The 12726-nt window shown below is 39.3% G+C and carries 13 protein-coding genes and 1 riboswitch; all 13 genes read left to right on the top strand.

Annotated features, from left to right (window positions below; genetic code table 11):
• The first annotated feature begins 960 nt into the window (after positions 1–960).
• The 13 genes from I5435_RS12995 (at position 961) to I5435_RS12935 (ending at position 12721) form a co-directional block, all read left to right on the top strand.
• A complete protein-coding gene (locus I5435_RS12995; protein ID WP_024360964.1) occupies positions 961–2319 on the top strand; it encodes an aspartate kinase in 1359 nt (452 codons plus the stop codon).
• A 230-nt stretch (positions 2320–2549) separates the two neighbouring features.
• Positions 2550–2732, top strand: a complete 183-nt coding sequence (locus I5435_RS12990; RefSeq protein WP_024360963.1) for a hypothetical protein — start codon at positions 2550–2552, stop codon at positions 2730–2732.
• 280 nt (positions 2733–3012) lie between these two features.
• Positions 3013–3693 carry an adenosylcobinamide amidohydrolase gene (locus I5435_RS12985; RefSeq protein WP_029747066.1) on the top strand — a complete coding sequence of 227 codons (681 nt, stop codon included), beginning with the start codon at positions 3013–3015 and terminating at the stop codon, positions 3691–3693.
• On the top strand, positions 3690–4646 hold the full coding sequence (gene cbiB, locus I5435_RS12980; RefSeq protein WP_024360962.1) for an adenosylcobinamide-phosphate synthase CbiB: 957 nt from the start codon (positions 3690–3692) through the stop codon (positions 4644–4646). Before I5435_RS12985 ends, cbiB begins: the two co-directional genes overlap by 4 nt.
• Entirely contained in the window at positions 4633–5718 is a 1086-nt protein-coding gene (locus I5435_RS12975) for a pyridoxal phosphate-dependent aminotransferase (RefSeq protein ID WP_108030120.1), read from the top strand. The genes cbiB and I5435_RS12975 overlap by 14 nt, the downstream gene beginning before the upstream one ends.
• A 5-nt stretch (positions 5719–5723) precedes the next feature.
• Positions 5724–6332: a histidine phosphatase family protein gene (locus tag I5435_RS12970; protein WP_108030121.1), complete on the top strand. Its 609-nt coding sequence runs from the start codon at positions 5724–5726 to the stop codon at positions 6330–6332.
• A gap of 13 nt (positions 6333–6345) precedes the next feature.
• On the top strand, positions 6346–6921 hold the full coding sequence (locus I5435_RS12965) for a bifunctional adenosylcobinamide kinase/adenosylcobinamide-phosphate guanylyltransferase (protein ID WP_108030122.1): 576 nt from the start codon (positions 6346–6348) through the stop codon (positions 6919–6921).
• Between the two features lie 216 nt (positions 6922–7137).
• Positions 7138–7914 carry an adenosylcobinamide-GDP ribazoletransferase gene (gene cobS / locus I5435_RS12960; protein ID WP_024360959.1) on the top strand — a complete coding sequence of 259 codons (777 nt, stop codon included), beginning with the start codon at positions 7138–7140 and terminating at the stop codon, positions 7912–7914.
• A complete protein-coding gene (locus I5435_RS12955; RefSeq protein ID WP_108030123.1) occupies positions 7887–8483 on the top strand; it encodes a histidine phosphatase family protein in 597 nt (198 codons plus the stop codon). The genes cobS and I5435_RS12955 overlap by 28 nt, the downstream gene beginning before the upstream one ends.
• Entirely contained in the window at positions 8435–8827 is a 393-nt protein-coding gene (locus I5435_RS12950; protein WP_025219801.1) for a bifunctional adenosylcobinamide kinase/adenosylcobinamide-phosphate guanylyltransferase, read from the top strand. The genes I5435_RS12955 and I5435_RS12950 overlap by 49 nt, the downstream gene beginning before the upstream one ends.
• Before the next feature lie 46 nt (positions 8828–8873).
• Positions 8874–9368: an ECF transporter S component gene (locus tag I5435_RS12945; RefSeq protein ID WP_024360956.1), complete on the top strand. Its 495-nt coding sequence runs from the start codon at positions 8874–8876 to the stop codon at positions 9366–9368.
• The gene (locus I5435_RS12940) at positions 9365–10051 is read left to right on the top strand and encodes a hypothetical protein (protein ID WP_337982406.1); all 687 of its coding nucleotides are present in this window, start codon (positions 9365–9367) and stop codon (positions 10049–10051) included. Before I5435_RS12945 ends, I5435_RS12940 begins: the two co-directional genes overlap by 4 nt.
• 107 nt (positions 10052–10158) lie before the next feature.
• A riboswitch (cobalamin riboswitch) is annotated at positions 10159–10347 on the top strand.
• Positions 10348–10507: 160 nt separating this feature from the next.
• Positions 10508–12721 carry a ribonucleoside-diphosphate reductase subunit alpha gene (locus I5435_RS12935; protein WP_108030125.1) on the top strand — a complete coding sequence of 738 codons (2214 nt, stop codon included), beginning with the start codon at positions 10508–10510 and terminating at the stop codon, positions 12719–12721.
• Positions 12722–12726: the final 5 nt, after the last annotated feature.

Raw genomic sequence — 12726 nt, 5'->3', positions numbered from 1 at the left:
ATGGGGTATTAACAACTTGCTTTTATAACTATTATCTTTTGCAATAAGTATTCAGAATAAGAGAAAAGTGGTTATGTACTTCACTGGCTTTATCAATAAAGTAACCTAATTTGCGTCTTATATTATTTAAGGATAATGAATCTGTTATTGCTAAATATTAGTTTATTTTAACATCACATGTAGTGATTGGCGAGAACTATGTGGTAGATTTTTGCTTTTTCATATAAACATAAAGCGAGTAGTCCGTAAATTTGAGTTACTAATCTTTTGTCACACATCAATCAATCAGCAAAGCGTATTGAATCTATCTAAAATAGCAGCCATTTTACGTCACATAATAAGGAAGTAAGCGTTTGCTTTATTATATAGAAGAAAGACAAAAGCTTGTGCAAACCAGCTGGTGTAAAAGGAACTGGAAAGGTATTAACCCAATGGACTAAAAGGGAAGCGCACAAATAAAAATGCCATCTTATATAAGGTGGCATTTTTAATCGTTGCTAACAAATTCATTATCAAATAGCACAGACATAATGATTATTGTAGCATATCATAATGACAGTAAGCGCTCTCTTCATTAGTCATAAAAGAAAACAGTTTTCAGCTAGCAACGTATGATAGAAAGCTGTTGGATGCCATTAGATGAAGGAGACGAGCTAACTTGAAGCTCGTCTTTTCATGAACAAACGTAATCGCCACGATCATATAGCTAATTAAAGCTAGTTCAAACGAAAATTTACACGATTATGTGACATATGCGAAAAAAATTTATAAAAACCTTAACTAATTCATATGAAATCCGTATAATAAATCAAACAGTGCGAAAATTGTCCATTTTTCTATCGACGAATTGCGTGAATTTTTTAAATTGTATTGACGTAGAGAACGATAATTTGTACACTGTGTACATTCAATTGTTTTTTGGAGGAATACATTATTTTAAAAAGTTAGGATTTGATAGATATGATCGTATGTAAATTTGGTGGAACATCTGTAGCAAGTGCAGAACAAATTCAAAAAGTAGCAAACATTGTAAAATCTAATCCGGCACGCAAAATCGTAGCCGTTTCAGCACCAGGAAAACGTTCTGGTGATGATATAAAAGTAACAGATTTACTAATTGACTTAGCTCATGCGGCATTACAAAATGAAAATATAGAAGAAAAACTACAAACAGTCGTTAATCGTTACAAGTCTATTGCTGACGGGTTACAGCTAGATGATACGATTTGTGACGTTATTACAGAAGACTTGCGCGAACGTGTGCAAGGTGATATTTCCAATGAAGAATTATTTATTGATAGCTTAAAAGCGGCAGGAGAAGATAACAATGCCAAGCTTATTGCAGCATATTTTAACTCTATCGGTATGCCAGCACGCTATGTAAGTCCAAAAGAAGGTTTAGTCGTCAACGATTTACCTGAGCGTACGTTTGCCTTACCTGAAGCTTATACAAATTTAGCGCCATTAAAAGATACAAAAGAAATTATTGTTTTCCCAGGTTTCTTCGGTTACACTAAAGCGGGCATATTGCGTACGTTTGATCGCGGAGGCTCGGATATTACAGGCTCTATTTTAGCAGCTGCTGTTGAAGCGGAGCTTTATGAAAACTTTACGGATGTGGATTGTGTATTTTCCGCAAATCCGAAAGTCGTGAATGATCCAGTGGAAATTAAAGAAATAACGTATCGCGAAATGCGCGAATTATCCTATGCGGGCTTTTCTGTCTTTCATGATGAAGCATTAATGCCTGTCTATAAGATTGGGGTGCCAGTTAACATAAAAAATACAAATAATCCTTCAGCCCCAGGTACTCGAATTGTACCGAGTCGTCCTGCTACAGGTCGTCCGGTTACAGGTATCTCGGCAGACAGCGGCTTTTCAACGTTATATGTGTCTAAATATTTAATGAACCGTGAAGTAGGGTTCGGTCGTAAGCTTCTACAAATTTTAGAAGATGAAAATATTTCATATGAACATACTCCGTCTGGTTTAGATGATATTTCGGTGATTATGCGATCCAACCAACTAACACCAGAAAATGAAGCGCGTATATTAACGCGTGTGAAAAATGAATTGCAGGCAGATGATGTCCAAATGCGTCATGGATTCTCAATGATTGTGATTGTTGGGGAAGGGATGCGTAATAACACAGGTCTTGCAGCACGTGCAGCAACAGCAATATCTAAAACTGGAGCTAATATTGAAATGATTAATCAAGGCTCGTCTGAAGTAAGTCTTGTATTTGGTGTTCTACAAGAGTATGAAAATCGAATTTTACAAGCACTATATGGAGAATTTTTTGCACAAGTGCAAGCATAAGTAAACCCAATACGATAGTTTTATAAAAACAATAAAATTATCTAAAAATAAAACGGAGCTGCCTTATAAGCAATGAATTCATAGCTTATAAGGCAGCTCTTTCATTTTATAAGTTACATGGATGTATGAATGCCTCCAAAAAATCAAACACTACTAGAAGGAATAGAGTTTTCTTTTATACAGTAATGCTGTAAAATCGAGTTCGTACATAGATAGGAGGTCGTAATAGATTGAAGAGTTTTTCAATGGGCATGATTTTGTCAGTTATCGGTATTTTAGTTGTCTGTTTAACCATTATGGACATTTTACCAGCATCGACGAAATCCATGAAAATTATATATGTTGGGATTGGTTGGGTTTTTATTATAGCCGGTTCAATTATTCGATTTAAAAATTTAAAGCAAAGGCAATAAGAAAATTAACTAAAATGAATGTTGCAAACATCAAAGTTATGATACAATTTCAAAGAAATAAATAATTTCAATACGATGAAGTTATTATTTTGTACTATACAAAAAATTCAGAAGGTTCAAATTTGCAGTGTATTCATAATTAAAGAATGAACAGTACAAATTCTTCTTGTAAGAATTTGTTTTTTTATTTACCTCCACTACAAAATATGGGTTCTCCCGTTGGAAAGGGAGTAGTGAATAACCAATTCGGTATATAATAAATAATGGAGGTAAGTAGACGATGATTGTACGTAAGGAAGATATAAAAATAGTAGATAATTATGTTACGATTCAAACAATAACTCCGATGAAAGTTGTCTCGTCAGCGATGCATAATCCTGGCTTTGGCTACTATACACATCTACTGAATCGCTCTGTACCAAAAACTTATGATGAACGAAAACCACATCATGAGTTGCGACGGTTTTTGCAATCAGAGGGTTATCCCATCGACAAAACCGTTGCGATGATGACAGCAGTAAACGCTCGTTTTGCAACAATACGTGAATTTACATATGAAGGTTTGCATCTAGTTGTTATGATAACAGCAGGCTTGGGCAATGCCGTTGATATTACGCGTGCATTTCATCGACAAGAGCAATATCACGCTGGAACGATTAATACATGGGTGCTAATCAATGGAAAACTATCGGATGAGGCGTTGTTTCAGGCAATGATCTCAACAACAGAGGCAAAGGTCAAAGCACTACTAGATGAAGATATCACAGATCCTACTACGGGTACATTAGCAACAGGCACGTCAACGGATAGTTTACTTATTGCATCGACGGAAGAAGGCGATTTCCATCAATATGCAGGCCCTATTACAATGTTGGGCAAAGTGATTGGGCATGGTGTTTATGAAACGATGCGTGAGGCCATCCAAAAATACAAAAAAGAGAAAGAGGCGAATCCACTATGATTTTACTAGTGATTGCCTGTATCATTGGCTTATTATTTGATTTAGTTGTCGGTGATCCTCCTAAAATGCCACATCCAGTACGGTGGATAGGCAAACTTATTCAAGCGCAAACCGCCTTGTGGAATAAGGGCAAGATGCGAAAATTTCGTGGGATGATCATGGCGCTTGCTGTTGTTGGAACGACCATGTTTGTTGTAACCGTGATAGTAGTGCTTAGTTATCAAGTGAACATTGTGTTTGGAATTCTAATTGAGGGGTTATTAATTGGCGTTGGACTAGCACAGCGTAGTTTAAAAGAAGCAGCAATAGCTGTCTATGAGCCTCTTGTCCAAGGAGATTTTGCAGAAGCACGTGTGAAATTATCGTGGATTGTTGGGCGAGATACCGATCAGCTTGACGAGGATGAAATTGTTCGGGGTGTAGTAGAAACAGTATCTGAAAATACAAGTGATGGTGTAACCGCGCCACTCTTTTATGCATTTTTATTTGGGGCAATTGGTTTATGGGGATACAAGGCAGTAAACACGTTAGATTCAATGATTGGCTATAAAAATGAAAAATACAAAGATTTTGGTATGTTTGCCGCAAGACTTGATGATGTCCTAAATTTTATTCCTAGTCGTTTAACAGGATTGTTAATGGTACTTGGTACTAAAAATGAAACAACGGTTTCGCTTGGCAAACGCTTAAAACGCTGGGTACAGGATGCTAAAAAACATCCTAGTCCGAATAGCGGTTATTTGGAAGCAGCAACTGCTGTACAGTTAGGCGTACAACTCGGCGGGAAAAATACATATCAAGGTGTTGCATCGTATAGAGCGACGATGGGTGAAAAACTTGTACCGTTAACGAAAGAGCACATTGCCACATCTGTGACTCATATGCGAATTGCTACACTGCTCTTTACGCTTGTTATGTTAGCAATGGAGGTGTTAATTTTTGCAATTACCTAATCATGGAGCAAATCCGCAAAATGTCTATCAGCAGCTCGGGCTGAAAATGCCGACAGAAGTATTTGATTTTAGTGAGAATGTCAATGCAGCAGGTCCTCCTTCTTTTGTTGAGGCACGCTGGCGCACATTTTATCCATTAATCCAGCGTTACCCAGATCCAGATGGTGAACCTTTTTTAACAAAGGTGGCCCATTTTCATGGCATTGAAAAACAGGCAATCGTCCTAGGGAATGGGGCGTCAGAGTTATTTAGTGTGTTAGCCAGACGCTATGTAAATAAACGTGTTATTGTCATTCATCCGACATTTTCGGAGTACGAACGGACGCTAAAGGCTGCCGGGGCGCATGTTGTGCCAATTGTTGTGGATGATTTTATAAACTATACATTACCAATGGCACGTCTTTATCAAGAAATGGTACATGCAGATGCAGTATATATCTGTACCCCAAATAATCCAACAGGTGTCTTACCAAAAAAAGAAGAACTACTCCGCTTAATAGCTTATGGAGCGGACGTAGACTGTGAACTCGTATTGGATGAGGCATTTATTGATTGGGTCAGTGAAGATCATTCGTTAATTGGCGATGTTGCGCATCATCCACATGTAATTGTTGTGCGATCGATGACAAAAATGTATGCCATTCCTGGATTAAGACTCGGCTATTTAGTTGCAAGCAAAATTATTGTTTCAGAGCTAAAAGCAATGTTGTCACATTGGAATCTCAACGCATTTGCGCTTGTTATCGGCGCGGGCTGTTTGGATGAGCATGATTATTGTCAACAGGCAATCGACTATGCCACAAATCAAAGAGCGTGGCTCCAACGTTTTTTGCACGAACACGGATGTCGCGTAACAAATAGTGTGACAAACTATGTATGCTTTTCATTGCCGAGCAACCAGCATCCAGATACATTTTTCAGCTTTTGTTTAGGACAAGGAATTGTCCTGCGCCATACAAAAAACTTTATGGGGTTAAATGGTGAATGGTTCCGCATCGGTATTAAAGATGTAACAGCGATGACCTATTTACATAACTGTTTACAAACGTGGTTTAAAGCAAATAAGGGGTGAGAAAAGTGACAACTTTTTATCTAGTTCGACATGGGGAAACAGTTTGGAATAAAGAACATCGATTGCAAGGGTGGTTAGATTCTCCATTGTCTGAAAACGGCATTTTACATGCCCAAAAACTTGGTGAACAATTGAAAAACATTCCCTTTACTGCAGCGTATAGTAGCACAAGTGGTCGTGCAAAAGAAACATTACACTATTTAACAGTAGGTCGCAAGCTAGCAATTCACTATAAGGATGATCTACGTGAAATTTTTTTAGGAAACTGGCAAGGAAAAACTGTGGAGGATATTATGGTCAGCAATCGTTTTGACTACGAGCTGTATACCCATTATCCAGCACAATTTGTCGCCACTCACACCGAAAGCTTTGGCGAAGTAACAGAACGAGCGATGTATACGTTAAAAAATATTGCCCAACGCTATCCACATGAACATATTTTAATTGTGTCACATGGAGTAACGATTAAATGCATGATTAATGCCATATTAGAGCGGGGCATTGACCAGTTATGGACAGCGCCACACATAGAGGGGACAAGCGTGACTATCGTAGAGCGTACAGAAGAAAGCTGGCACGTCAAGGTTATTGGTAGCACACAACATTTACAATAGAGAGGTGAAAACAGTGCCGCTAATTTTTATTTCGGGTGGGGTTCGCAGCGGTAAATCTCACTTTGCCGAACAAGAAGCTGTTTTGCACTATCAAAATAAAGATTTAATAAACAAACGATTGATATATATTGCTTCTGGTGTTGCCATGGATGTTGAAATGGAAAAACGCATAGTGCGACACCAAGCAGATCGTTTAAAACAAGCGATTGCGTGGCATACAATTGAAGCACCTTATCAAATACAGGATGCCTTTCATACGTTAGTTGAAGGGGATATTGTACTTTGGGACTGTGTGACGACATGGCTGACCAATGCCTTTTATGAAGGATTTGATCGTGGAACGCCATGTGTAGAAAAGCCAGGGTGTCTAGAGGAAAAAATATGGTTTATGAAAAGTGCAGTATTGACGTTACTTGACAAAAAGGTGACGCTTTTTGTCGTTTCTAATGAACTTTTTGATGAACCGCCGTATGAAAATCAGGAGGTGGAATTGTACCGCCAATTGCTCGGCAATCTCCATCAATGGTTTGTATCTATTTCACATGACGCCTATGAAATAAATTATGGTATCGTCAAGAAATGGAAATAAGGAACCAACTTCTAAGCTTAGTTAGTGACTGACACAAAAAAGATGTAACTCCACAAGTAAACGGGAAAATCTAGATGGCACGGTAGCATGGAAAATGATTTTGATTGCTCCTGTAAACGTTTGCTTTTTATGTCTTATTGGCAATTGATCTACTAGATTTTTTTATATTCTTCACTAAAATTGGTTGAGATAACACGAAAGAAAGAAGGCAAGGCGATGAAAACTATATGGCACAGTGTATTGCTGGCATTTCAATTTTTTACAGTTTTGCCTGTACATAAAGAAATTCCGTTAACTAAACGGACAATTACCGGAATGTTTGCATTTTTACCTTGGATAGGGGCGCTGATGGGAGCTGTTGTTGCAGCGATAATCTACTGTTTAACACAATGGACAGCCAGCAGTGAAGTCCTCTTAACTTTTATGATTATCGGTTTATTTGCATTATTTACAGGAGGCTTGCATCTAGACGGTTTTATCGATATGGGGGATGCTTATTTTTCTTATCGCGATCGAGATAAGCGACTTGAAATATTAGATGATCCGCGAGTTGGGGCATTTGGTGTACTATCTGTGTTATTTCTAGTGTTGGGAAAATTCGTTGTGCTACATGAACTTTTTGTACAGAACAAACTTTCATTATGGATGCTTGTCTTTATCCCTTTATTGACACGTGTAGGAATGAGTTTCTATTTTCTATCGTTACAATGTTCGAAGGAAAAAGGACTTGCTTATTTTTTTAAAACACATATACATCATCGCTTACTGACAAGTTTGATGTTACTTACGCTTTTACTTGCCTATTGTGGTGTGTTCGTAGTTTCAAGCTTTTCTATAGTGCCATTGCTGTTAATGGTCGTTTTAGTCATTGCATTTGTATTGTTTCGGCAGTTTACAGTGCGTAATTTTGGCGGAGTTTCTGGGGACTTGCTAGGTGCTTCAATCGAAGGAATGGAGGTTGTGCTATGGGTGACATTGTTACTGTTCGTTTAATGAGACATGCACCAACAAAAGAAAATGTGGAAAAGCGTTATATTGGCTGGACAGATTCTTCCTTAGCACAGGCGTCGGCGCTTCCAATAGTCAATGATTCTGTCAGAAAAGTATATGGCAGTGATTTACGTCGTTGTCAAGAAACCGCGAAATGTTATTTTCCACAAGCTAGCTATATAGCCGATGTGAGATTTCGAGAGACGAATTTTGGTGATTTTGAAGGCAAAACATATGACCAATTAAAGACAGATTCTCGGTACCGTAGATGGTTAGATGACCCAATGAAAAATGCGCCACCAAACGGTGAAAGATTTGATCAGTTTTGTGAGCGAGTAGTCGCAGGTTTTTTAGCGTTACCAAAAGATGAGGATGACTATTATCTCGTTGTTCATGGTGGGGTGGTGCGAGCGTTACTTGTTGCATTTGCTCCACAACAAGAGGCTTTTTGGTCATATCAAGCACCCCATAATCGCCTATTTACGCTAACGTTTTCCCGAGCAGCTTGGAAGGAGGGAGCTAGATGCATGTCTTTATCGGAGGAGCCTATAACGGAAAAACCGCTTATGTAGAGCGATTACTAAAAGATGATCACTATACGATAATTGATGGCGAACTACCAGATGTTGCACCTGATTGTGATGCACTCATTATTAAAAATTTAGAACAATGGCTCGTAAAACGCAATTTGGAGGAAGATGAAGCCATTATCCATCACATTTTGACAACACTTAAAAGCCTTGAAAAAAACTGTGTAGTGTATATGATTGTAACCGATATGGGACGTGGTGTTGTACCGATGGAAAAGCAAGCAAGACTATTGCGTGACACGTGTGGTCGCTTGTATCAGGCGTTATTTGTAGAAGCACAACAAGTAAATCGCATTTGGTATGGCATTGCAGAACGTATTAAATAAACGAGTTTAGGCTTCAGTAGAATACTTGTAGAAAAGAGGAAATGGAATGAATCGACAAAAATTAATGAGTTTGACATTAACAGCCATGGTTGCGGCGATTTGTGCAGTTGGGGCAGTTATTAAAATTCCGTCTTTTGTATCATCGGCGGCACTCGACTCAGCGCCAGCATTTTTAAGCGTTGCATTTTTATCGCCTGTATTGGCAGGAGTAGCAGGGTTAATAGGTCATTTGATTACAGCATTGACATCTGGTTTTCTACTTGGACCTTTGCATCTTATTATTGCGGTCGAAATGTTTATTGTTGTATGGCTATTCGGTGTGATGCACAAAAAAGGTATGCATTTTTGGAAATGGCCAGTAGCGCTTATATTAAACGGTGTGATCGCACCACTCCCATTTTATTTCATCATTAGTCCAGCGTTTTTCTGGGGCTCATTAGCGAGTATTTTCATGGCAACTGTCATCAATTTATTGATTGTAGCTGTCGTGATGCCAATACTCTCGAAAGTGTTTGTTCGTAAGGCAGGGCGAGCAAATTGAGAAATGCAGTAAAAATAGGGAATCTGATTGTTACAACAGATAATGCTGCAGCCATCGGAGAAAAACCTCAAGATGTCGTATCGGCTCCGGATACATTAACGGCTTATTTAACTGGGCGTGTCACTTTTCTAGAACAGCTTGCAGCCGATGCCCTACCCAGTCATATTATTCTTGCCAACTTTTCAGGCGATGAGGCGTGGTCTCGTTATGTCGAAGGACTTGCGCAAGTCTTTGAAGAAGCAGGTCTACCATGTCCACCTGTAAATGGCAGTTCAGAATCCAATATGCCGACTGTGCAATCGGGATTATCTGTAACAATGTTAGGTGAAATGCAAACAAGGTCGTCATTTGCTAGTGACAACCTGATTTGGTATACGTATGGACTGCCACTCGTTGGCAATGAAGTGCTTGCGCAGCCTGAAGATGTGGCCCAACTACAGCCCATTTACCAAGCTTGGCGCGAGGAAATTGTGCAACAAGTTTGGCCGGTAGGTTCTCAAGGCTTACAAGCAGAATTTTTAAGACTTTTTGGTCAGCAACAAATTAAAAGTTCGCTGGATGTAGGAAAAACAGCAGGGCCATGTGCGGTAATTTTACTAGGAATCAATCCAGAAAAAGAGCAACTGGCACAAAAAATTTTTACTAGAAATTTTGAGAAACTGCGTAAAACTGCATTGGAATAGGGCTTGCTTCGAGCAAAAGTAGCGTTTTCGAGAATACAAGGGGCAAAACGCCTATTGAAACGTTAAACACAATATGTTAGATTTGTTTAGGAGTTAAAACACTATATATAGTATATTGGACAAGCGGTACCAGTATGGTTTAAAAGGGAATTCGGAAATAGAGATATCTAAAGCCGAAGCTGTCCCCGCAACTGTAAGTGCTGACAAATAATTAGGATGCCACTGTGAAAGAACGGGAAGGCAATTATTTGAAGGAAGCATGAGCCAGGAGACCTGCCGAGTTGTTCAAGACAGCAACACATCTTCGGGGATTGAGAAGTGGAGGCGAGAGATTTGTCCACTTCGATGTGTACATGTCCTTCATTTCCATTTCCGATTTTACAGCGATTACGCAACCGAAACAGGGTGTGTAATCGCTTTTTTGTGTGCGCTGATAGAAAGGGAGAGAATGGGAATATGACAATTCAAATCGAACAGCAGATGGCTAAGTTAAAGAAAAGTTACACAGAGGAGGAGCTTGAAAGCTTTGTAAGATTATCGGATAGATGGCTACGAAAAAATGACAATGCAACATTTGAAGCTTGGGCGGATGCGATGATTTTACAAACACTTAGTCTTATTGATGAGGAAGAGCCATATTGGACATTTGTTGCTGCCCAAATTTACTTAGAAAAATTGTATGATCAATTTGCTACCCGTCGTGGTGTTGGGGTGGAAGATGTCTATAAGGTATTTCCAGAGCAACTTGCTCGCTATACCGAGGCAGGGCTTTATCACGATTGTTTAACGACGAAGTATAGTGAACTAGAGCTAGTCGAGCTTGCGTCTTATCTTGAACAGAGTCGTGATGAGCTGTTTACGTATATCGGTTTAAAAACGTTAATGGACCGCTATGTTGTGCGTGATTATACAAAAACACCTGTAGAATTACCGCAAGAGCGTTGGATGGTCATTGCAATGACATTGATGCAAGATGAAACGGAAAACCGCTTAGAAAAAGTACGAGAATCGTATTGGGCGATGAGTAATTTATATATGACGGTTGCAACACCAACATTGTCAAATGCCGGAAAAACGCATGGCCAGCTTTCAAGCTGCTTTATTGATACGGTAGATGATAGTTTACAAAGTATTTATGATACGAACACCGATGTTGCAACATTATCGAAATACGGGGGCGGTATAGGCGTTTACATGGGGAAAATCCGTAGTCGTGGCTCCTCTATCAAAGGGTTTAAAGGCGCATCTAGTGGGGTACTGCCATGGATCAAACAACTTAATAATACAGCGGTGTCAGTGGATCAGCTTGGTCAACGCCAAGGCGCAATCGCCGTATATTTAGATGTGTGGCATAAAGATGTCTTTACGTTTTTAGATTTACGTTTAAATAATGGAGACGAACGATTACGCGCGCATGATATTTTCACTGGTTTATGTTTACCGGATATTTTTATGGAAGCAGTCGAAGCGCGTGGAGAGTGGCATTTATTTGACCCACATGAAGTACGTGAGGTAATGGGCTTCTCACTTGAAGATTGTTATGATGAGCAAAAAGGACAAGGCTCTTTCCGAGATAAATATGCGTCGTGCATTGCCAATCCACTATTAAGTCGAGAAGTGGTGCCGGCAATCGATATTATGAAGCGTATTATGCGTTCACAGTTGGAAACAGGTGTACCATTTATGTTTTACCGCGATGAAGTAAATCGCATGAATCCAAATAAGCATGAAGGGATGATTTATAGTTCAAATTTATGTACTGAAATTTTCCAAAACATGTCGCCGACGCAATTCGAATCCATTACGTTAGAAGATGATGTGATTGTGACACGTCGTAAGCCAGGAGATTTTGTTGTATGTAATTTATCTTCTGTCAATTTAGGAAAGGCTGTTCCGGCTGGTGTGTTAGAGCGTTTAATACCGATTCAAGTGCGCATGTTAGATAATGTGATTGCCTTAAATACTATTCCTGTGAAACAAGCCGAGCGTACTAATGCTCGTTATCGTGGAATTGGGCTAGGGACATTTGGTTGGCATCATTTACTTGCCTTGAAGGAAATTCAATGGGAGTCGGATGAGGCAGTTGACTTTGCTGATAAATTATACGAGCATATTGCGTATTTAACGATTCGTGCATCGAGTGCACTTGCGCGCGAAAAAGGTGCTTACCCATTATTTGAGGGCTCTGACTGGCAAACGGGTGTTTATTTTGAAAAGCGTAGCTACAACAGTGACAAGTGGCAAGCTTTGCGTGCGGATGTCGCAAAATATGGAATGCGCAATGGGTATGTAATGGCCGTAGCACCAAATTCATCGACATCTATTTTGGCAGGCAGTACGGCAACAATTGATCCGATTTTCCAAAAGAGTTACTCCGAGGAGAAAAAGGATTACAAAATTCCTGTTACAGTACCGGACTTATCACCCGTAACGACTTGGTATTATAAGTCTGCTTACTTTATCGATCAAAACTGGACAATTAAACAAAATGCGGCACGTGCCCGTCATATTGACCAGGGCATTTCGCTTAATTTATATGTGCAAAATACGATTCAGGCAAAAGACTTACTCGCTTTACATCTTAATGCTTGGGCAAGTGGCGTAAAAACGACTTATTATGTGCGCTCAACATCTGTTGAATTGCTAGAATGTGAGTCTTGTGCAAGCTAGGAGGA

The sequence above is a fragment of the Lysinibacillus sp. C5.1 genome, assembly GCF_016350185.1.
GTDB classification, from domain to species: Bacteria; Bacillota; Bacilli; order Bacillales_A; family Planococcaceae; genus Lysinibacillus; species Lysinibacillus sphaericus.
The sequence above is the reverse complement of the archived record's forward strand: the minus strand, read 5'-3'. Positions and strand labels throughout refer to the sequence as shown.

Excerpts from the sequence above, each read along its gene's own strand:
- I5435_RS12985 (WP_029747066.1), top strand. The coding sequence starts at position 3,013 with ATGATTGTACGTAAGGAAGATATAAAAATAGTAGATAATTATGTTACG.
- I5435_RS12950 (WP_025219801.1), top strand. The coding sequence starts at position 8,435 with ATGCATGTCTTTATCGGAGGAGCCTATAACGGAAAAACCGCTTATGTA.
- cobS (WP_024360959.1), top strand. The coding sequence starts at position 7,138 with ATGAAAACTATATGGCACAGTGTATTGCTGGCATTTCAATTTTTTACA.
- I5435_RS12935 (WP_108030125.1), top strand. The coding sequence starts at position 10,508 with ATGACAATTCAAATCGAACAGCAGATGGCTAAGTTAAAGAAAAGTTAC.
- I5435_RS12945 (WP_024360956.1), top strand. The coding sequence starts at position 8,874 with ATGAATCGACAAAAATTAATGAGTTTGACATTAACAGCCATGGTTGCG.
- I5435_RS12955 (WP_108030123.1), top strand. The coding sequence starts at position 7,887 with ATGGGTGACATTGTTACTGTTCGTTTAATGAGACATGCACCAACAAAA.
- I5435_RS12995 (WP_024360964.1), top strand. The coding sequence starts at position 961 with ATGATCGTATGTAAATTTGGTGGAACATCTGTAGCAAGTGCAGAACAA.
- cbiB (WP_024360962.1), top strand. The coding sequence starts at position 3,690 with ATGATTTTACTAGTGATTGCCTGTATCATTGGCTTATTATTTGATTTA.